The sequence below is a fragment of the Shewanella sp. GD04112 genome, assembly GCF_029835735.1.
In the GTDB taxonomy this organism is placed as follows: domain Bacteria; phylum Pseudomonadota; class Gammaproteobacteria; order Enterobacterales; family Shewanellaceae; genus Shewanella.
This window is the reverse complement of record NZ_JAOEAL010000001.1, coordinates 1,568,319-1,589,670: the sequence shown is the minus strand read 5'-3', so window position 1 is coordinate 1,589,670 and position 21,352 is coordinate 1,568,319. Positions and strand designations below refer to the sequence as shown.

Here is a 21,352-nt window from a genome sequence, read left to right as displayed (position 1 = left end):
GTTATGCTACTATTTAGTTTTAAACATCCCTAATTGGCGAACAATTTTTTCAGTAACTTGAGTTAAGCTATGGCCCTGCTGCTCTAATTCGATGCAATCATTTGAGTTGGAGCTTGAGAGGTGTTTTAGCACCTCAATTTCCTTACTTACATCACCAACTAATCTATTTACATAGAGGATATCCAAATTATTATTTGTTCTATCTTGCCCAATCAAAGTTAAAATTTCACTGATGTTTTTACATGCAACGCCTAATTCTGACTGGCTCGTTGTTGTGTAATCCGATAGTAGAACAATTGCAGATGTTTGTGATTTCATATGATGACCAGCATCAAGAACCGCTTTAGATATTCCTGATATAATTTGATTAATTTCATCTAAACTACTTTGGGTTGATTTGGCTAGATTTCTGACCTCATCGGCAACAACGGCAAAGCCTCGTCCATGCTCTCCAGCCCTAGCGGCTTCAATGGCAGCATTTAAAGCCAATAGATTGGTTTGATCGGCTAGGTTATTAATAACGGATACCACTCCCTCAATGGCTTTTGTTTGTTGAGAAAGTTGATAAAATTTTTCTTGGAGTTCATCATTACTTGCAATAAACGAGCTTAAATCTTTAACCATAGCCCCCATATATTCGTTTGATCGAACAAGCCCTATTTGCGTATTTTCTACTTGTTCACGTGTTTTTTCTGCTTTAGCTTGTAATGCTAGAGAGGTTTGATCTAAGGCCTCTATTTGTGAAGTGAGAATACTGACCCGATTATCTTGCTCATTGATACGCGATGAAATATTTTGCGCTTTAACTTTTAGAAGATCTGATATTTCATCAGAAGCTATGGCCTGTTGCTGAATATCGATTAGTGCAATTTTTACATTTTCTCTAAATGTATTGATAACACTAAGAACTTTTTCCATTTCACTGTTATATAAGCTATTGATGGTACATGGAACTGAAAGATCTTTTCTTTCAAAGTGTTTCATGTATTCGGTAACTTTTTTTAAGGAGTCAACTCCCCAAACTTTTTCATCAATATCATGAATAATCAAAAATATTGTAATAATGTACTGAATGATCTGTGAAAATATTAGATCTGTGAAAAAGGTTGCATTCATGAAAAGTACAATAGCACCTAACCAATGGATAAACCTCATGCGAATAAATAATGAACGCATATTTTCCTCTATGTTTTCGTAGTATCTTTTTTAAAAGTTTGAATATACTTTTAAAATTAGCTGACAAATAATATCATTTAGGCGTGATCTAAAATATTCATGGCATATTAAGTCGAATGAATTCTGGCCTATGTATTCGAAAACCAATCATAAGTATTCGAAGAATCATATCGACTGAGAAAAACTTGACTATTAGTCATTTTTATATCAACCATAAACAACAAAAAATAGCCTAGATGAGTTTGAAGAGAGATAAGCATTGCTAGCTTATTTCCATTGCTTATTAATAAGCATGTATTATTTCTAATAAAAAGCACCATAAGCTATTTTTTAATTAGTGCCCTGCTATACATGTAAGTTGATATTAAAATTCTAAAGCAAGTGGTTTATGAACAAGAACCACAACAAAAACCAGGGGATTTAGGTTTTTCTACCGTTTTTACCTGTTCAGGTTGCTCAGTGTTTTTGGTATCCGTTGCAGTACTATCATCCGTGTCCGGCACAAATTGGGTAACATTTTTGGTTTTATCATCAGTTTTAGTGAACTTAGTCTTAGTCAATGATGAACTCATCAGAACTACCTCTACTTAATCTATTTAGGACTAGCATTCATTAAACATGCTTATATTGCGCATGTTATATTTGTTGAGTATTTTAGTCAACTATTCATTATTGCGTAATGCTTAAATAGTTTTAATTTATTTTTAGGCTTGACTATTAAGAGTATTTAAAAAAACGGAATAAAAATAAAGACTTGCTATATAGGCTATAGATTTACGCTGGCCAAATTCTAAGCAAAATATTGATTTTTTTAAGTTATTAACCACGACATCACTCCTTAAAACTGAAAGGTGCAAGTCAGCAGAAAGAGCGGACAGACAACCTTGGCGTTGTTGCCTAAATCAATCTTAGGTATGCCTTTTCCTAAAAGGGTTCCTGGTATTAATTGACCCTCTGGCGAATAGGCATACCCAGTCCTATGACTTTGTTCATCACTTTCACACCAGCCAGTGCCTCGCCGACTTGGCCGTTGTAGTCCCGCAGGCTCAATTTCGGGCTAATCAGTTGCTTGTAACGATACATAGCTGTTTCTGACAGGGAGCGTTGGTGATAGTCATTCTCTTGTTTCCATTGTTTGAGTTCATCACTTTTCAGAGCGCTGACGGCCTCGTTTCTGGGATGACCTTCTTCCCAATAACCTGCATTTTTTCGCGGCGGTATCGTAGGTTTACACCCTCTGCGTTTCAGCAGCTTATGACATTTTTTGGTGTCATAAGCACCGTCAGCTGACACTTGTTTTACCTTGCGCCTTAGTGGGTTTAATAACGTTGGGAGAACCTCACTATCTGCCACACTCTCTAAACTGACTTCGGCTGCGATGACTTCATGTGTGGCCGCATCTATCGCAAGGTGCAACTTACGCCAAGTTCGGCGTTTTTCCTTACCATGTTTACGCATTTTCCATTCACCTTCGCCATATACTTTCAGTCCTGTGGCATCGACAACTAAGTGAGCAATCGCGCCTCGGCAAGGGGGGCGGTAGTTAACTTTGACTGTCTTTGCCCGCTTGCTGATGCAGCTGTAACCAGGTGAAGTTAATTGCAGACTCATCAAACTAAACACTGAGTTGAGAAAACCTTCTAGTGCTCGCAAGGGGAGATTAAACAAACCTTTGAGCATTAAGGCGGTTTCTATCGCCGTGTCACTGTATTGAAATCCCCGACCTCGACCACCATGGTGTTCAGTGTGACACCAGAGGTTGAGCGCCTGCTCGTCTATCCAAAAAGTCAGTGAGCCTCGGTTGGTCAACGCCTTGTTATATTCCGGCCAATTGGTAATGCGAGATTTAGATTTGCCCATCTGATAGCGGTTCCTGCGTGGTATTCACAGGATCTGATCGCATCTGAGACGGAAGGTTCATTCATTTAGGCAACAACGCCCTCGTACCGTTGTGGGTTGGTCGATGGCAAGCAGAATGACATCGGAGCTTGTTTGTGACGCGTTGAAGATGGCATTATTCCGCCGATGCTTTCCTACTGGTATGATTATCCATAGCGACCGAGGCAGCCAATACTGCGCAAACGATTATCGAGCCTTAGAGCAAAAACATCAGCTTGTGCAAAGCATGAACCGTAAAGGAAATTGTTGGGATAACGCTTGTGTAGAAAGCTTTTTCCATTCATTGAAAGTTGAAGCGCTGCAAGATGAGCCACTCATGACACGTGGTCAAATGAGACAAACGGTATTTGAGTATATTGAGGTTGATTACAATCGGACCAGACGGCATAGTGCTCTTGGGTATTTGAGCCCAGAAAACTTTGAATTAAAAAATAGTGCTTAGCAAAGTGTCCACTATTACTGGATCAGATCAAGATTAATGCAGAGGAAAGAGTATGCAAAACGAATCAACCACAGTAAGGGCTTGCATGAGAACAGCCTTGCAAATATTGGAAAAATGGAACTGCAACCAACAGCAAATTCAGACTTTACTAAAGCTACCTGAAAAGTATAGCAACCTTGATATTGAAAAGGTTAACTTCAGTCAAGACCAAGTCGAAAGGATCAGCTATATACTGAATATTCACGCTAGCTTAAATGCGCTTTTTAGTAACCCTGAAAATATTTATGGGTTTATGAACATGGTGAATTATAATGAACCTTTTAATGGCACAAGGCCAATAGATGTTATTTGCAACGAAAAAATCAATCATTTAAAAATGGTTATGGTCCATATAGATCAGTTAGTTATACTCTAAATTTGCCCTTTCTTCTTTAGCGTTTCCACAACAATCTGGTCCATCTTACACTATTAGGTATTTTACATTTAATGTTCTTTAAAATTGAGAGCGATACTTTACATTCTGTAACCTTAAGAAACTTTATTTTGTGACCTTGAGAAACTTTATTTTGTAACCTTGCAAAACTTTATTTAACAAAAACTCTCCTAACAAATTAGATAACAGTCCATTTTAATGATCGCTAGAAGTAGAAGTCAATGTGAGTAAATTGCCTCAGTACTTCTAGCCAATAACAGCACCCTAGCCTATCCCCAAGCAAGAACAGATGATTCAAGATGTACAAATACACTCACTAAAGCCGTGCTTATTACCTTATTCCTCTGACGGGCAGGATTTTATAAAATAAAGGGGTAAATAGCCTCCCTTAAAACCAGAATATAACTAATGAATAGTGTCAACAACTGGAAACAACATATTTATATCTACGTAAACATTAAAAAACTGTAGCGCAACAACGCAATCTCATATTAATATTTAGTAGCCATAATTAATGCAACGGTTTAAATGCACTCAATAGACCAATTAAAAACATAAACTTGAAAACAGAGACATAAATAAAAATTATTCCGGCGACGAAATTAGTTCATGAATTGACGATATTTACCATTTTTTTGTGATTTAATCTAAAGGCTTGAATGTTGGAGCTTGGTTATGAGTATCGAGAAATCTAAAAAAGTACTGCCCAATTTATTTTCACAGCACCAACACCCAGCACTTGTGAGACTGCTGGCAAATGAAAAGGTTAAACAGTGTGTCCCGCAGAACCGCACCTCCGCCTCTTTTGTTGCACTTCAAGTAGCGTTAAATGAAAGCACTATTCCACATGTCATCAGCACATTAAACACGCTTACACCTTCATTATCTTACCCAAAGTCTGCACGATGCCGTATTACGCAGGCTCATCAAATTCAAGCTGCAAAACAAGCAGAATCCCCAGTTGTATCTAAAATGCAACTAGCTCACTTAACGCAACTCTCTCCCAGTGCGATTCATACCTCAGATATCGGAAAAGGATATGAGTAATGGGAAAGCTACAAGCTAATGCTAAAAGTCATAGACTAAAAAATTCCGGCGGTGTCATGCCCGATAGACTCGGTACTAACACAGCGTTAATGAAGATGTTTTACCAAGCCGAAAAACAGAGTCATGAAACCAACTCAGGCAAATTATTAGTTGTTTTGTTGTATTTGTGGCTTACTCAGCAGTTAGATGACTTTCTCCTGCACGCCAATGAAAAGCCTCTCACAGTAGATGATATTCCCGACTGCCACAAAGTGAAAAACAGTGATACATGCGAAGCACATCGATTCAAAAATCATAAGTTTGAGGATGGCAAGTCCTGGACCTATTACGCGCGTGCAACCATTACTCAAAACGGCGAGAAAAAATTCGAATGGCAACCCATCCCTAATAGCTTAATCCACATTTTCAAACCCTTCGTTAGCAATCACAGCTATAACGTTTCATGGCTAACGGCAGCGGAAAAACAACAATTGCTTAATCTGCTCATGGCAAAATGGCGAAAACCTGCCGAGATCGAACACTTTCCAGCGATAAGAAAGCAATTGTTTTTTAAGTACATAACACGCTGTATTCGCACAGATAATCAACTATCCAGTTTAACTAAATCATTATTATTACCTGCTGATATACGGCACCATCGACATGCAGCGGTTTATCAGCAAAAAAACAGTGAACAAGTTCGCGCTGAGCTATTTCACGCGCAAGATCGGTATCTCAGTCGATTATTCACTCATGCAAACTCTCTAGGTGTGAGCAAGTTGCTGACACTCACATTCTCGTCGAGTTCAGCAGTAAGTAATGCCACACTTCCCAGCATTTCACTATTAAATGACAACGCCAAAAGAAACATTCCCGCTAATATTACAAGTTCAAAAGTGGGTGTGAGTTTTCATAGTAAATGGGTTGGTGAAGACCTAGAAAAATACGCAGACGAGTCCGTGGTTTTCGGTAGTAAGCGACTTATACCCGAGAGTGAGGTTGTTGCGATTTTTCGCCATCTTCATGACGAGATAACTTCATCTAAGCCTGAAAACAAAGCCGCTCAAGCCGATTTAATTCATTATCACAATCTCTGCGCTAACCATATTGCACTGCTATTTATAGTGCTTACGGGCATGCGCCCTACCCATGCTATCTCTATCAATAAACAATCACACTATGATTACCGCCGCACGACAGTATCTGATAAAGGATTTCAACGCGAAATTAGGATTTGTGACTATCTGAGACAACAAATTCTGCATTACATCTCGTTGCAACAACAACTCAGTTCCAAGTTGAATGTGATCAATGATCTTCCCTGGGCATGGAGTTTATATGATGCAAATAATCAAGCGACTGCAATATCAGCAAAATCGCTGCGACAATTTTTACATCAAAGAGCCAATGGCATTGTCCCCTATGTGTTGCGTCATCAATTTGCGCAAAGTGCCGCTACCAGCATTATACATAAACTGACAACACACCAAATTGATCGCTTAATGGGACACGCGGAGTACGGTGAACATCTGGGCAGTGACCATACATTTCCAGCAAGCATAAAACAACAAGACTTATTTCTTGATAGTCTGCCGGCTCGATACGGGTTAAAGGAGTTGAAATATGTCTAGTTTATTCAACAAATTAAACCCTGTTGAGATTTACAATTATCACCAACGTCAGGGCTTGTCAAACGCTGGCATAGATGCCATTAGCTGGGTGATCAGCCAGTGGCCGAACCCAACACTCAAAGCCTCAAACCTTTCAGCTCAAAAGCCGACTCACATATTAATCAGCCAACCCAATAGTCGTGAAATCACTCTTCAAGATTTACAAGTCATCAATAAAATCATCAGATCTGTACCTACAGGCAAGCAACGTCACTATAAACGTGCGCTAGAAGCCATTATTGTCTACCTCAAAGAAGCACTGAAGTGGCAAACTCCTGAGATTGAAAAGCTGCCTTGGCCAGATCCTGATTTAAGATGGTATGAATGCATCACAGCTCAAGCGAACGATGCATTTAAACTGCAAACAGAGTATGAAAACGTCAAAGCTCAGTTCTTGAAACAAAGATCTGAACTGTCAGCTGAGTTTATGGCATTGATTATCGCACTTGAAATTGCGCCACTAACCATTGCACATCTCGTCAACATCATTAACGACAAAGAAAGCATTCAGCGTATTGAAAGACAAACATATCTTAATATCAAACACTTAGATAAGTCATCTAATCAAGACGATCTACCGAAATCAAGCCGGTATCACCTGCCCTTATTTGTCTATCAATCATTGACGGAATATCAGGCATATTCGCATAGCAAGCTAACTGAAAAGCAGTTGCTAAAAAGATTAGAAACCTTATTAACGTCATTCTCCATATCAACTCAGGTCTCTCGTCATTACCAGCACCTTTTTCAAGCCGTTTGGCACTATCGCGATCATGTCGTTCCTACATTCTTAAAAGATATTAGTTACCCAGAACGTCATGTCGCAACCCCTTTAGTCTCGGTTGACAAGAAGGACCAACAACGACAATTAGTGAGAATTTATGGCATCGATTATGACGAAATGGCAGTTACCGCAATACCTAAAGCCAATCAAGCCTCGAAGAAATGGCCGCACCTCGAACTGCAAAATAATCGCAATAAGATTACAGAATGTGTCCATGACCTTAGTCATTGGCCTGTAGACAATATCCTGCCAACAATGCTCTATCGATACACGTTAGAACTCATCAATTTCGGTGGGGTAAAAAAGCAAAAACTCGCAGACAGCACCATCAAAAAATACTGCAATATTCAATTAAAACTCACGAGCCCGCTCAGTTATGACCAAGCAATAGACCAAGAACTACTACAACAATGGAGCCACAACATTTATGACAATTTAGCGACTGAAACAGAGCAACTGATCATGCTGTATTTTTTTCGCTTTATGCGTCACCAATCACTCACAGACCATTTAGACATTAGCCAGTTCGAACCACCACTCAGCCCTCCAGGTGTTGATCCATTTCGGATCTCAATAGAACAGTTGCATGAAATCGTCGCAAAGCTCATCGCGCCGCCCTACGGGGGGTTATTGCAGAGGTTATTTTGCGCAGTCACTGTCATTATCAGCTATTTCGCAATGTTGCGCCGAGGAGAGTTACTGCGTCTTCGTTTAAAGGATGTATTTGTTGATCCAGCGAATAAACAATTGTTTCGTTTCAATATCACAAATACTAAGGAGGGGACGACCAAAAGCAGACATTCACGCGTTGTCTATACCGTCATACCGGAAGAATTCGCGATTCTAGTCAGAATTGTGATAAAAAACAGTGAACTTTGTGAACCTCACCAGCATTTGATCGGCTTCACAGAAGAGCCATACCATTCACGGCAGTTGCAATACTTATTACCTGCCACTAAATGCATCAAAGCAATATGCGGCCAGCAAGCGCGGTTTCATCACCTGCGTCATAGCGGTGTACATTTATTTATGCTGCAAGCACTGCACCTTGCATACAATCTGCCGCCACAGCAAACCACGAATACAGAGCAAATGAAACGCTTACTCCATGATGACGTGCTTGCTGCGCGATTTGACTATTGGCTTGAAGGGCAACCATTTTCACTGTGCAATGATGGGATTTTGTTAGATGAAATGACTCGTCAAATCGGACACGAGTACTATGCAACAACTCGATGGTCCTATCTGCACGATATAGACTGGCTTTACCCATTCTATCGGCCAGGCTTTGGTGAATCACAGCCTCGAGAATTCTCGCATAGTGAATTGCGATATTTGCTGGGGTTAAAAAACGACTCAAATGATCTATCACGTCAACTCGCTTTAATCAGCCCTGATTACCAAGCAAAAGACATTAACCAGAAGCGTCAAAACCACGTCTTACTCACAGAGACAGCACTGAGACAACATCTATTTAAGACGAATAAAAATAGTGTCGCCCAAAAGCCGCTCAGCGATTTTCATACAGTCTCGATTGCACAAGACACCGTCAAGTATCATCAAAAATGGCTTGGTAACGCCAACAAAATTTCTCATGACTTTCTTCAATATCTATTTCTTGAAATGCGAAAAGTAAAAGAGGTTAACTGGCCGTTATTAAGCCAAATCTCGCAATCTCCAGGCAAATATCAATTCTTGCCAATGACCAAAGCGCAAATCACAGCACTCAGTAATTTGCCAGCAATCGTGCTAAGCAACGGCATACATCCAGCATTAACATTAACCTTGGCGTGTAATGTCAAAAATGCACGACATTTTGCAGCAGTATTTCGTCAGCCACTGTGGCGCTGGTTAGCGCCCAGCTTTGTGTTAACCGTGAATAGAAAAACAAAAATCGACATTCTATTAAACAGGTTAAAAGACCATTTTGCTCAATCGGGTGAAACAATAACGCTTCAAAAACAACCTGTTGGTCAAAGCGAACTGACCATCACTCTGACGCCCAAATTGAGTGAAACCAAACTAAACCCTCATAAGCAGCACGCTAAGTTAGTGGATCTGCAATTTGTCGTTCAACAAACACAGCTATATCTCTCACACTTTCAACAGAACAACTAGGTGTATTATGTCAAAGATATTAATCCCGAAAATAAAATCTCCCTTGTTTATCAATATGATAAATGCACTAGACAAACATCATTCGGATGCATGTATCAGTGTGTTTATCGACAGCGATAACAGCCGTATGCTCCTTATTGGTGGTGCCCCTGGTCAATATGGACAAATTGAAATACCTCTCGAAAAAGGCCATGGTTTGAAGAATGCTGAATTCTCAATCCCTTTCGATTTTTTCATGTGCATGAAAGAGCAACAGCAAGAGTTTAATACCCTAGCCAATCAGTATATTTTTGAGCTCAGGTACAAAAATGGCAAATACATCAATATCGAGTATTGTTTATTACTCAGAGACGACAAAAAGATTGATGATTCAATACATTTCCCAATGTCCCGTTTTGAATTAGACGCTGCTCATGAAAATCATATTCAATATCAGGTGGCCAATACTCAACGTGCTTATCATGAGCTGAACAGACGCTCGATTGTTGACATTATCAATTCAACCAATTCACTCATACCTTTTGATTTTGTTGAATTTAGAAAAAATGAAAAAGAGATCCGCTTCCAGAAAAATGGTGAAGTCACGACCAAACGATTACAAGACAATATCGACTTACCTCATACCCTCCCCTTGACTGAAGCCGCAAGCCAAACGCTTAAAACGCTGTACATGAACTCTGAAACAGGCAGCATAGCGTTTAGCTTAGAAGGAGAACTACTCACGTTTAAAACTGACCAGCACACGCAAAGTATCTCTCTGGAAGGCATAGAGCAATTTCATCGAAAAATAGCTCAGGAAAGCAGGTTACTCCTTGAATTTGCATCTAATTTATACGATTTCAAACAGTTAAATAACATGATCTTAAAAGAAACCAGCGTTAGATCGCTCAATACTGCGATGCTACTGTTTGACAGCAACAGGTTATTCTCATGCATGTTGCCCGGACGTCGGGAGTTCATTCGCGAAGTCAGCGTTAAACACCTTCATAATCACAACGCATTATTATTTTCCTATTCGCCTCGCACTCTCAAAGACATGAAATTAAAAATTTTTGCTAAAGGAGGCGAGATCCGCATTACGTTAACTCAAAATCAAAATGGTGAACTGAAACTCAATTTCTTTGATAAACCAGAAGATATGTCACCGTTTGATAGCCTTAACTTAGTATCAGAACAATCACAGTTAGCTGCATATCAAAAATTGAAAAACGAGTACCTGAACACTTACGATGACCGCTACATTTTGCCGCCATCGCGCCAAGGAGAACTCGATTTGTTTGCCGAACAACCAAGCGATGTGCCAGACGAAATTGATACTCCAGTTAATGACATAGAGTCGCATGCGCAATACACCGACACGACAGAAACCCAAACAGAAGATAAACTCAAGAACGCTCGTGTTTATTCGCCAACGACTCATCCTGATTTAGCACCTAAACCGAACAATAAGCATTCCGAAAACATCACAGAAAACAGTGGCGATTTAGCCAATATCGATGAATATGGGTTTGCCGATGATTAAGTAAGCTCTCAAACAGTAAACTGAATACGGTTGCGTGTGGTTGTGTGTGAAGTGGGGTAAATGACGGCAACAAGCTTCTGCTAAAATGCTCAACAATTTTCATTGGTAAATGGTCAATTTAAAAAGCACAGCAATTTAAAATAAACCACTGGACAAATAAACAGTATTGGTTATATTGATAGGTGTGTTTTTAACCAATAGTTGGCAAACTGCAACTATTGGAAAGGGACATTTCAGGTTGAGTTGCGCGATGTAAAAGTGCGGTTAACCTAATAAATAAGCAGTTGGGAGAGAGCGGCTGCAACCACTCTCCCCCGTACCGGCTGCACTAGCTATTAACAGAGACCCAGCCGATTGCGAAATTCTAACGAATTCCATCGGATAGGGACAGTGCTATTTGATGGAGGCCACCTATGGCTCATATTCGTGTGCGCCCCAATGGGCGTATTCAGTTCGACATGCATCTTTATGGCTGCCGTTTTCGTGAAGGCACAAAAATGCTGGCCACACCTAAAAACCTTGCAACTGCCAAGACAACACTCAAAAAAATGAATGCGGAGATAGACTTAGGCTGCTTCCAATACCGTGACTATTTCCCCAAAAGTAAAAAAGTCGCTCAATTTGAGCAGTTGCAGCGTGAAAAACATCCTGATCGTGAATATCCATTTTTCAATGATTTTGCTTATCAGTGGTTTGAACGCAAAAAGGCGACGTGGAAAAATAGCTATAGAAACACCATGCAAAACGTTTTAGATAAGTATCTGATCCCACAATTTGGCAATACATTGATGAATGAGATCACCCTATCGCAGATCGATTTTTATCGTCAGCAGTTAATGCAAATGGTAAAGGCAGATAATACCCGGCAATTATCTAATCGGCGCATTAATAACTTACTGTGGCCCATCGTCTCCATGGTAAGCCTCGCGGCAGAAGAATATAAATTTGAATACCCATTGAGACGCTATCGCTCACTTAAAGAAGAAAAGGCTGAGTCTCATCCGATGACGATAAAGGAGGTTAAACTTTTCCTATCCCACGTCCCTCCCGAATGGAAAGATTACTTCATCATTCGGTTTTGGACCGGCATGCGCAGCTGTGAAATACATGGATTAGAGTGGCAACATGTTGATTTTAATCACCGCTTAATTCGCATACGGCAAAACTGGGTGAATGGTGAAGTATGTGATGTGAAAACACCAAAATCTAGGCGTGATCTTAAGATGTGTGACACGGTATACGATGCCTTTAAACGCATTAAAAATTTGGCATTGTCAGAGTCAGGCTTTGTGTTTACTGGCAAATCAGATGCGCCACTGGATACCCATTTTGTTAGCAAAAAATTATGGTACCCGACACTCATTAAAGCGGGACTGAAACGTCGACGAGCTTATGAAACTCGTCACACCGCGGCAGTGCTGCATATCGCAGCCCTAGAAAATCCACTGTATATATCTCAAATGCTTGGCCACAGTGATACTCGGTTATTATTTGATGTCTATGCACCTTATGTTGCAAACGCATCTCGAAGCGATGGCAACGCATTTGATAAACTCATGCGCAACGAAAACATGCTGTAAAACCCCGTAAGTTATACTCAACTTGAGTTGGCTGATATCATGTTGTTTAAATCTGGTAACGTTATCACTGACTATGACAGAGCAAGAAACAGAAATTGAAACTCAAGCGGTCACCTATGCGAAAGCAAATCGTACTCGGATAGCTCGAGAACTGACCGATTTGGACAAGTTTCCAGCTGATCAACAACCTGTGTCTATTTTTATGTGCGGCTCTCCTGGCGCAGGAAAAACCGAAGCTTCAAAAGCGTTTCTTGAAATGTTTGATGAAACGGGAATTATTAGGCTTGCCCCTGATGAGCTAAGAGTCTTCTTCCAAGAGTACACTGGTGAAAATTCATTCCTCTTTCAGAAAGCTGTCAGCCTTATTGTTGAACGAACCCTAGACAGAATTTTTAACAACAACCAAAGTTTCATCTTAGATGGTACTTTTTCAAACTTTGATATCGCTTGTAAAAATATCGATCGCTCACTAAAGCGAAATCGAGCCGTGCTCATCATCTTTGTTTATCAAGAACCTACACTAGCCTGGGAGTTTGTCCAAGCAAGAGAAAAGCTTGAAGGCAGACGCATTTTACCTACTACATTTATCGATCAATTCTTAAATTCGCAAGAGGTAATCCGGCAAGTCAAAGCCAAATATGACGCGGCAATCAAGATAGATTTACTGATAAAGAACAATTATGGTAGCACTCGTATTTACCATGATAACATTACGGATGTTGAGCATCACATAAAGAAAAAATACTCTCGCACAGAATTAATAAGACTGCTAATCTTGCCACCTGAGCCTATTTTTTAGGCTGTTTTATGTGAGAAATCTATGTCGACCAATACAGCTAAAATTAACGTTACTACATCCAAGCTTTCAGCCTTTGTTATGAACGCAAGTTCAGCAGAGAAAAAACGTGTGTATACTCAAGTTATCAAGAAAGCGACTGAGTCACAGAATAAAATGATTATTGAAGCCAAATCCATGGCAGTGTAATTCATTGGTTTTGTGAATAAAGCCCCGTTAGGGGCTTTTCCTATTTCCTCTGCATCATCACCAACACTCTTCAAGATTCATTCCCCTTCTCGTGCTGCAGGGTGCGTATGATGATAAACCTCCTTTAGCTTACCAATCGTCACCTGGGTATAGACTTGTGTTGTCGAAATATCTGCATGGCCTACCTGCTCTTGGATATAGCGAATGTCGGCACCATTTTTTGACATTACGGTAGCGGTGGTGTGTCGATACAAATTACATGCACCAGGTTTATCAAATTAAATTAGATCCTAAAAGTACTCTGACATCAATTACGCGGTGGTTTTTAGACCGCTTGCACTATCCACTCGACCGTTTTCCTAAGGCCTGAATCAAAGGATTCGAGTGGTTGCCAACCTAACTCACGTTGAATTTTACTCGCGTCAATGGCGTAGCGCACATCATGGCCAGGACGATCAGCAACATGTTGTATTAAATCACGAAACCCCATGCCACTCATTGTCAGAGACTGCGGATGAGTGGGCACTAACTCTTCTAAGAGATCGCAAATTCGCTGCACCACAGCAAGATTAGTGTATTCATTTGAGCCTCCAATATTATAGGTTTCCCCTAGTTGCCCTTCAGTGGCGACTAAAAATAACGCCTTAACATGATCATCCACATACAACCAATCCCGCACCTGCTGGCCATTGCCGTAAACGGGCAGTGGTTTTCCCAATAACGCATTATTCACCATTAAAGGGATCAGCTTTTCAGGGTATTGAAAAGGGCCATAGTTATTAGAGCAGTTAGTAATAACTATCGGTAAACCATAGGTACGATGCCAGGCGCGAACAAGATGGTCCGCCGATGCCTTGCTGGCAGAATAAGGAGAACTTGATCTACTCACACATATGGACGCTTACATCCCCGCAATAAAAGTACGGGGTTTTACGCTTAATGAGATAGAGACGTTACTAAAAAATGCGGGGATTGAGCAGCCAAGTGTGCTATCTGGACGTAGAGCATTCGCAGTAGAGCTTCACCGCCTCGGCTACGATGTTGCTCACATACTTCATATGCTTGGCAATCGCACTTTGGAGACAACACAAAAATTACTAACTACAGACCCCGTATCAATGTGGGCAATTGCCGCTAATGCATTTTGATTGGTGGTACTAAAAAATAGTACCAAATTCGCTTGAAATGATACTAAAAAGTAGTACTATCGATTTAACGGATTATGAGACTTTATGAACAAAAAACATTTAAGAACGTTGACGGCTATCTTTGCTAGGCCTGTCAGCGGAGCTATCAAGTGGACTGATATTGAAGCGCTGTTTATTGCTCTAGGGGCTGACATTGAAGAGCGTGAGGGGTCTCGAATTGGTGTGGTGCTGTTTGGTGAAGTTCAGGTATATCACCGCCCACATCCTCAGAAAGAAACTGACAAAGACGCAGTGATAAGCATCAAAAAATGGTTAGAAAGGAACGGGGTGAAAGCATGAAAAATCTTATGATGATCAACGGGGTAAAAGCCTTTATTGATTATGATCCAGACGCTGAAACATTCCGTGGTGAGTTCGTAGGCTTAAACGGCGGCGCGGATTTCTATGGTGAAAGCGTCGCTCAATTGGAAGCCGAGGGCGCGAAGTCATTAAGCGTTTTTTTAGAGATGTGTCAGGAGCGTGGCATTGAGCCTTACAAAAACTTCTCTGGCAAATTCAACGTTCGGATCTCGCCAGAGGTTCACGCTCGACTTAATGAAATTGCGCTATCGCAAAGCATTAGTTTGAATGCAGCGGTAGAAAATGCAGTCAATGACTACATTGCACATTCAGCGTAGGACGGAAAATTGTTCCTCGTTTTGCGGGGATGCAAGTGTTGGCATATAGCTAATGTTAAACGGGGTTCACCATGTCAATTAAAGCATGGGCTTGGCAATCTAATTCCTGACTTGCATCTGCACCCAGGCAGTCGTCGCTTTGCGGCGTTCTAGATCTTAGCTTCTAAATCGCCTCTACCGCCATTTTCAGCACGACACTATCCTTTGGCATTAATGCTATACGAAACCCGACTCCGCTAAAAACTCGATTAATCAACTCAACACCGTTTTTACCTTTATCACTTTCGATATCAGACAATGCTTTACGGCTAACGCCAACCATTTTGGCATATTGGTCCTGGCTCAGTGATAACAACTCAACTCTCAGCCATTTAAGTACTTGACCTTGAGTCTTTTTCCCCGAAAAGAGATCCAATGTAGCGGCTAATAATAAATCTTCCCTATCTTTAAGGGTCAAAGGCTTTCGATTAACCGAAATTTTTTTTCGACCACCTCTGCCTTTTGTTTCAATCGAATCCGTTGCAACATTAGATGAAACCGTCATAATAGCCCCCATTGCTGCATTCTCGCTTCTAACGTGGCAAAACCAATTCCCGAATGCGCAAGAATCGATTCTGGCACACCCCGCTGACGTAAACGTTGCTCAAGACCAAGCAAACGAGCAGCGGTTTCATTCAAAGCGCTCATTAACTCATTAGGCGACAGTAAATCAGATAAATGTTCTGCAATTGCAGGAAAGTTATACACGCCACCTAACTCCATTCCCTCACCCCAGGTAAAGGTACGAGTGATCATCTCATAATCTGCTTTCATTGGCGCAAAATCATAAATGGGTGCCAGCTGGACGCGGTTTCCATACTTGATAAAAGAGGTATTTCGGCCATGATTATCTGAATTTCCAAAGGCAATATTTAATAAATCTCTACGTACCCATTCAATCACAAACGCCTCAATGCCACTCTTGCCTTCAAGCTCAGCCTCAACGTCGAGTAGCGTCCTGGTATTACCATAATTTTCTTTTTTATTAAACGCGGCCAAAAGCCGTCTAATCACATCGGCATGTAGCAAAGGCTTTGCTGTTGGCTCACCTAAAATGGCATAAACCGACTCCATGCCATAACTCACCATTGCTCCCGCCTCAACACCGTAATCAAAGCGTGGCAACCATAAAGAAGGGCCACGTTCAGCTTCAATAAGCTTCATCGACTCAACGGAAATAGTCTCAAAGCCCAATTGTGTAAGCTCATGATAAAAATGATACTCTGCTCGCAAAATATCGCCATCCAGAGTGGTTTTACCCCTTGGAAACTTAACTAAATAAGGCTGATCGAGATTACGCGGATCATCTTGAAAGGTATCAATCCAAACATCTTGCTGCGCATTTAATCGCACTAATAACTTAGGTGCGGCCCCGCCTGCGCCGGAAGCGCCACCTGCTGCTGCACCGCGAGACTGGGCATACTCAATAAAATCAATCTGCAACTCACTGACATCAGCGATACTAAAGGTAACAGGTAATGATCTTTTAGCCTTTTCAGGCACCGATTCTTTTATACGTAAGTTGCCAATTGGCGCGATAGTTCCATATTTCAACAATTGGAAATCACGTTCCAAATTAGGCAAATCCTGCAATCCAAGCCGCTTAACCCAATAATCCCGGCTGGAACCTGCTGGCATAATATCTTCTAAAAAACGATGCCAGTGAGGGCTTCGCAACGGGATATTATCAACGGGTAACGATACACTCACTGCAGTTTGCGCAAATTGATGGAAGTAAGACGTGACATGTTCGATCTCATAATTTAATACACATGGCCCGCCAGTGCCCTTATCTGGCGCATAAAACTCCACCAAAGCAACATCACGCCATTCTCCGGCAATGTTCATCTGCACCGTTAAAATTTGCATTACCTAACCCCTAAAAGCAGACGACAATTAATGAACACTATAGCACTCAAAAATAGATAAAACAGCTAATTAATGCAACCTACAGCACTCAGCAATTAAGAAAAATACTAATTAATGACACCTAAAAAACGCAAAAACAGTCAGAGAAAATAAGATGGAAGGAAAAGCAAAGACGTTGACGGTTGACTGAACGCTCGCAAGCTCACCGTCCGGGCGGAGCCCGTTCAGTAACCTGCAGCGGTAAAACGGCGTTCCTAGATGTATGGACTCCCTCCCACTAAGAGGATACGGTCTTAATCGATTCAAAGATTAGCCAAAGGAGTCCATACATCTCGAGCAACGCTCCAGCTTCTGTTATATGCCAGTAATCAAAAAATCGATAGCCGCTACGATCTCATCCCTGAAACTACTCAACTCATTGACAGGCTCACGTAAAATCTTCGTTGGTACACTTGCCATTTGGTGAGTTAACATCACGAAGTCACCCTCATCGATATGGATCACAGGGCATAAATGCCTAGGGGCTTTTTTCTCCAATAGTTCGACAGGTGTTAGCGGAATAACTAACCGAGTATTCAAGATATTAAGCAATTCACTTTGAACATCAACAAAGTAAGGATATGCAATTGCAGTGCTCTTATCGTGGTTTTGGTATAAGGCAAACTGTGACATTAGAATACTCGGTAAGAATCAGAAAATAAGCCTTGTTTTTCAACCAATTCATTGCAAGCGTTAATCGCTTGGGCATTTTGTTCTAACCATTCGGCTTTTAGGCGATGCTTTACTTCTTTCTCAAGAGCCTTTTCCATTGTCGCTGAAAGATTTATGTTCAGGCGTTTAGCTTCCGCTAATAACTCACTGTTTATGCTTAAATTTGTAGCTTTTTTGTGTACTTGATTGCTATATTTGTTTCTCATAACAATAACCCATGCGCGTTGTTTGTGCGCATAAATTATAAGTATGGATAGGATATATAACAAGCCATCAAAGATGGCGCTGAGTGTATCTATAAACTGCAGCAGTAAAACAGCATTCGTAGAATGCTTAAGCGCATCGCTACTAGAGTCTAAACCCTAGAGCCACGTAGTGGCGTTCTAGCAGTTGCGTCGCAACGCCAAAGCGTCTCCCAGCCGAAGGCCGTCCTTTTTGCTGCGCCTTATATGCTATATACTCTCCCTGTATTCATTAAATCGTGCAATGGGCCTATGCAACAACTAAATGAAAGCATTATTTGATGCTCAGTTTGGTGCACTCAGTGCCGTCATTGCAGGGGCTCGTGGTTGGACGGACATTCGTGAATACGTTCTGGGTCACCATGAATAGTTTCGCCGTCAACAGTTAGATGTAATATTTGGCGAGGATGCCTGCCAAATTTACCGGGAGAATGCGGCATAAAATGTCGCTAATTTGCATCATATGTCACTGAACATGCTACGAGCTACAACTCAAGCCCATACCGATTACCGATATACTTTTCAATGACCTGCTTCATTGCAATTAACATCTTACTATTGAAGTCCCTACCTCCTGCAAATCAAGATATTCACTATATCGATTTGATTCTCGGCACAAACGCAGTGAAGTTCCGCCCTGAAAAACCAAGTTATCGAGTACCCAAGCTTCATCCAGTGCATACAAGATGTCGTAATGAAGAAGTTCTTTCTCAATGACAGGGCGCATATCCTTTGCGCCTCCTTGTTCCACAGCTTTAAGTTACTTTTATCCTACGAGTTTAGAAAATCAAAGCAAAATAAACCAACTACTTTTTATAGCACTTAAAGGTGTTGTACTGAACTCTTCATGGCTACTAGAAAAAGGGTATAGTTTACAATTACAAGATCGATACAAAAAAGTCAGTGGTTCAAATCAGTTGGCAGAGGCGCTTTGATACGTAAAAAGGATCTGTTGATTATTAATTGAAATAAGTTGAGCTACGCTGCCGTAAGCTCACCATTAAACGTTAAACGCTGATTGTTTCATGGTTTGCTCGGCTCGGCTGACCCCTAGCCGCTTAGCAACGGTTTGCCATTGCTTAACCGCCATTAATACTTCATCGTAAATTTGCGTGGCTTGGGTTTGCGAAAGTCGGAAGAAGTCTTTTACGTCAAAGGCTAATTGGTAGTCTAGAGCGTTGTCTGTATCGGTAATATTCAGATGCAGGCCATGCTTACCCACTATCGGGTTTAAATCATAAGCGGGTGATAACTTCCAACCATTCTTTGTTAATAAAAACCCATGGTTACGCAGGTGATCATCCGTGTTGGACACCGCAATATTAAACACGATACGTCGCCATAACTGTGCTAAATCAGCTTCGGTTTGCGCACCACAATTGGAAATAAATTCAGCAATCTCTAAGTAGCTGGCACCTTGAAATTGTTCACCATCATAGTATTGAAGCTGTGTCATGGCCGATGAAAAATGCAGTCGCTTTTCGCCATCGCGGTCAAACCGTTTTGTTAAAAAGGTATGGTGCTGTGACGAAAACTGCTTGATCTCACTTGGAAACATGTCAACACCTGCCGCCAAAGCCAATTCATAACAGACCATCTCCCATGCGCCCACGTCATGGGTATCATTTAGATTGGGAAACTTTGCAATCCACAAGTGGCCTTGTTCATCTGTGACACAAGCCTTGGGCCTTGCACCACCTAATGATGAGCCTGGAGAAATCAGCATTTTCAACCAGCGATAATACTCGTCACTGTCGATGTCATCGTCTTTTTCAATCTGCATGGCTGCGTGCTCTAGCTCTCGCAAAGAAGCCATTGGCGGCGCAGCAAATTCAGAATTGTCGTCCAAAAAAGCATTCGAGCCTGCTCGCTTAAATCGAATACCACCCATCCGGTAAGAGTCGTGCACGCCCAACAGGTAATCCAATTCGTTTAATCGACTTGTTGCTCGAATGCCTTTGCGCGCATCAATCGCCGCACGCCGTTGCATTAAAATACGTCCCCATCTATCAGGCGATGAATCAAGAAATGCGCGAAAGTTTTTATCGGCTTCATCGTTGTAGAGTTCACCGGAGTGAAGCGTCAAGATTGGATCAATTTGCAAGCGACAGGCTGAGGTTAAAAATGCTTTATCGTAGGCAAAACTAAACACGCGACCTCGGCTTGAATCGCTATAAGTAAGCCGCCCTATTAGCAGTGGCGCTTCGATTGGCTGCCAGTCGGCATAGACTTCGACGATTTCACGGCTCATCTTGAACCTTCCAGCAATTTTATGTTTTGCAGCTTGATACCCACTTCATCATGAGCGGCCATTTCCGCAAAGTTGCTTTCCATGCCAAGTACGGCCATTACTTTTAAGTAAGTGCCTATGGCAACGCCCGGATCACCTGCGAAGACTTTGTTCACGGTTTTATGATCAAAACCAGTACGTTCACACAGCAGCTTTTTTGTAAAACCACGTCGTTTCATCGCCAACAACAAGTCCTCACCAAAATGAGTCAGGATTTTGCGTTGCTTTGGAAACAGTACATTGTGTAAATCACGCTTAGCCACATCACCAACCAAAGGGACTATATTCCCACTATTCAGCCATTAATGGGAATATAGTCCAACTTTGAAATCAAAGCAACTCTAACATGTGAAAGGCAGGACTATATTCCCACTTTACTGAATATTATAGGATTTATATCCAACTTTTAGGTTTAGATTGCGCGTTGGCCAAAGCGATGATGTGAATCCCTGAATGTCAAAGGCAACCAAATCACACTTTTCTGAGTGGAAGTACCAACTATACTTCACACTGCAAGCAAGGTCACAGGTGTTGATCTGGGGCTGTTTCATTTCGCCATCGAATCGAATGGCAAAAAGATAGCCAACCGAAGATTTGTAAAGCGTGCTGAGAAAAACCTCAGACGTAAGCAGCGCCAGCTATCAAGAAAAGCAAAAACTAGATTGATGGTCGCCAAATGCCATGAAAAAGCAGCGAATGCTCGCGCTAATTTAGTAAATCAGACTATGTTGATTAAGTTCA

General features: G+C 41.3%; 20 protein-coding genes and 3 pseudogenes. 12 read left to right on the top strand and 11 right to left on the bottom strand.

Annotation, left to right across the window (positions count from 1 at the left end):
- Positions 1-9: 9 nt before the first annotated feature.
- The 3 genes from N7386_RS07150 to N7386_RS07140 all read right to left on the bottom strand — a co-directional run bounded on the left by N7386_RS07150 (position 10) and on the right by N7386_RS07140 (position 3,036).
- Positions 10-1,176 carry a methyl-accepting chemotaxis protein gene (locus tag N7386_RS07150; protein ID WP_011711640.1) on the bottom strand — a complete coding sequence of 389 codons (1,167 nt, stop codon included), beginning with the start codon at positions 1,174-1,176 and terminating at the stop codon, positions 10-12.
- Positions 1,177-1,562: 386 nt separating this feature from the next.
- Positions 1,563-1,748 (bottom strand): CCGSCS motif protein, encoded by a 186-nt coding sequence (locus N7386_RS07145; protein WP_041413340.1) that lies wholly within the window; start codon positions 1,746-1,748, stop codon positions 1,563-1,565.
- Between the two features lie 370 nt (positions 1,749-2,118).
- Positions 2,119-3,036, bottom strand: a complete 918-nt coding sequence (locus N7386_RS07140) for an IS5-like element ISSpu16 family transposase (protein WP_014610914.1) — start codon at positions 3,034-3,036, stop codon at positions 2,119-2,121.
- 82 nt (positions 3,037-3,118) lie between these two features.
- On the opposite strand from N7386_RS07140, the pseudogene N7386_RS07135 reads away from it, so the two are divergent.
- The 9 genes and pseudogenes from N7386_RS07135 to N7386_RS07095 form a co-directional block, all read left to right on the top strand.
- Positions 3,119-3,517: pseudogene (locus tag N7386_RS07135) on the top strand (IS3 family transposase); the annotation flags it as partial.
- Positions 3,518-3,569: 52 nt separating this feature from the next.
- A complete protein-coding gene (locus N7386_RS07130) occupies positions 3,570-3,932 on the top strand; it encodes a hypothetical protein (protein WP_279767721.1) in 363 nt (120 codons plus the stop codon).
- A 693-nt stretch (positions 3,933-4,625) separates the two neighbouring features.
- A complete protein-coding gene (locus tag N7386_RS07125) occupies positions 4,626-4,997 on the top strand; it encodes a hypothetical protein (RefSeq protein ID WP_086904845.1) in 372 nt (123 codons plus the stop codon).
- Positions 4,997-6,607 carry a site-specific integrase gene (locus N7386_RS07120; protein ID WP_086904844.1) on the top strand — a complete coding sequence of 537 codons (1,611 nt, stop codon included), beginning with the start codon at positions 4,997-4,999 and terminating at the stop codon, positions 6,605-6,607. Before N7386_RS07125 ends, N7386_RS07120 begins: the two co-directional genes overlap by 1 nt.
- Positions 6,600-9,548 (top strand): hypothetical protein, encoded by a 2,949-nt coding sequence (locus tag N7386_RS07115; RefSeq protein WP_086904843.1) that lies wholly within the window; start codon positions 6,600-6,602, stop codon positions 9,546-9,548. The genes N7386_RS07120 and N7386_RS07115 overlap by 8 nt, the downstream gene beginning before the upstream one ends.
- Positions 9,549-9,555: 7 nt before the next feature.
- The gene (locus N7386_RS07110) at positions 9,556-11,070 is read left to right on the top strand and encodes a hypothetical protein (protein ID WP_279767716.1); all 1,515 of its coding nucleotides are present in this window, start codon (positions 9,556-9,558) and stop codon (positions 11,068-11,070) included.
- Positions 11,071-11,483: 413 nt separating this feature from the next.
- Positions 11,484-12,650, top strand: coding sequence for a DUF3596 domain-containing protein (locus tag N7386_RS07105; RefSeq protein ID WP_115014222.1), 1,167 nt, complete (start codon positions 11,484-11,486; stop codon positions 12,648-12,650).
- 73 nt (positions 12,651-12,723) lie between these two features.
- Positions 12,724-13,449 (top strand): zeta toxin family protein, encoded by a 726-nt coding sequence (locus N7386_RS07100; protein ID WP_126512855.1) that lies wholly within the window; start codon positions 12,724-12,726, stop codon positions 13,447-13,449.
- Positions 13,450-13,470: 21 nt separating this feature from the next.
- Positions 13,471-13,635 (top strand): hypothetical protein, encoded by a 165-nt coding sequence (locus N7386_RS07095; RefSeq protein WP_014610884.1) that lies wholly within the window; start codon positions 13,471-13,473, stop codon positions 13,633-13,635.
- Positions 13,636-13,712: 77 nt separating this feature from the next.
- Here N7386_RS07095 and N7386_RS07090 read toward each other — a convergent pair whose 3' ends face one another.
- Together N7386_RS07090 and N7386_RS07085 are read right to left on the bottom strand one after the other, a co-directional pair.
- Positions 13,713-13,889 (bottom strand): tyrosine-type recombinase/integrase, encoded by a 177-nt coding sequence (locus tag N7386_RS07090; protein WP_197721152.1) that lies wholly within the window; start codon positions 13,887-13,889, stop codon positions 13,713-13,715.
- Positions 13,890-13,960: 71 nt separating this feature from the next.
- Positions 13,961-14,512 (bottom strand): annotated as a pseudogene (locus N7386_RS07085) (GDP-mannose 4,6-dehydratase); the annotation flags it as partial.
- 355 nt (positions 14,513-14,867) lie between these two features.
- Here N7386_RS07085 and N7386_RS07080 point away from each other — a divergent pair.
- On the top strand, positions 14,868-15,122 hold the full coding sequence (locus N7386_RS07080; protein ID WP_279767712.1) for a type II toxin-antitoxin system HicA family toxin: 255 nt from the start codon (positions 14,868-14,870) through the stop codon (positions 15,120-15,122).
- The gene (locus tag N7386_RS07075) at positions 15,119-15,460 is read left to right on the top strand and encodes a type II toxin-antitoxin system HicB family antitoxin (RefSeq protein ID WP_014610929.1); all 342 of its coding nucleotides are present in this window, start codon (positions 15,119-15,121) and stop codon (positions 15,458-15,460) included. The genes N7386_RS07080 and N7386_RS07075 overlap by 4 nt, the downstream gene beginning before the upstream one ends.
- A gap of 163 nt (positions 15,461-15,623) precedes the next feature.
- On the opposite strand, the gene N7386_RS07070 is transcribed toward N7386_RS07075, so the two are convergent.
- The 6 genes from N7386_RS07070 to N7386_RS07045 form a co-directional block, all read right to left on the bottom strand.
- Positions 15,624-16,004, bottom strand: coding sequence for a helix-turn-helix transcriptional regulator (locus tag N7386_RS07070; RefSeq protein WP_086904820.1), 381 nt, complete (start codon positions 16,002-16,004; stop codon positions 15,624-15,626).
- Positions 16,001-17,368: a HipA domain-containing protein gene (locus N7386_RS07065; protein WP_014610930.1), complete on the bottom strand. Its 1,368-nt coding sequence runs from the start codon at positions 17,366-17,368 to the stop codon at positions 16,001-16,003. Before N7386_RS07065 ends, N7386_RS07070 begins: the two co-directional genes overlap by 4 nt.
- A gap of 354 nt (positions 17,369-17,722) precedes the next feature.
- Positions 17,723-18,040 (bottom strand): CcdB family protein, encoded by a 318-nt coding sequence (locus tag N7386_RS07060; RefSeq protein ID WP_014610892.1) that lies wholly within the window; start codon positions 18,038-18,040, stop codon positions 17,723-17,725.
- Positions 18,040-18,285, bottom strand: coding sequence for a type II toxin-antitoxin system CcdA family antitoxin (locus tag N7386_RS07055; protein ID WP_279767709.1), 246 nt, complete (start codon positions 18,283-18,285; stop codon positions 18,040-18,042). Before N7386_RS07055 ends, N7386_RS07060 begins: the two co-directional genes overlap by 1 nt.
- A gap of 1,036 nt (positions 18,286-19,321) precedes the next feature.
- Positions 19,322-20,572, bottom strand: a complete 1,251-nt coding sequence (locus N7386_RS07050) for a type II toxin-antitoxin system HipA family toxin (protein ID WP_279767707.1) — start codon at positions 20,570-20,572, stop codon at positions 19,322-19,324.
- Positions 20,569-20,874, bottom strand: a complete 306-nt coding sequence (locus N7386_RS07045; protein ID WP_004249763.1) for a helix-turn-helix domain-containing protein — start codon at positions 20,872-20,874, stop codon at positions 20,569-20,571. Before N7386_RS07045 ends, N7386_RS07050 begins: the two co-directional genes overlap by 4 nt.
- 222 nt (positions 20,875-21,096) lie before the next feature.
- Between N7386_RS07045 and N7386_RS07040 the strand changes: the two are divergent.
- Positions 21,097-21,324, top strand: a pseudogene (locus N7386_RS07040) (transposase); the annotation flags it as partial.
- Positions 21,325-21,352: the final 28 nt, after the last annotated feature.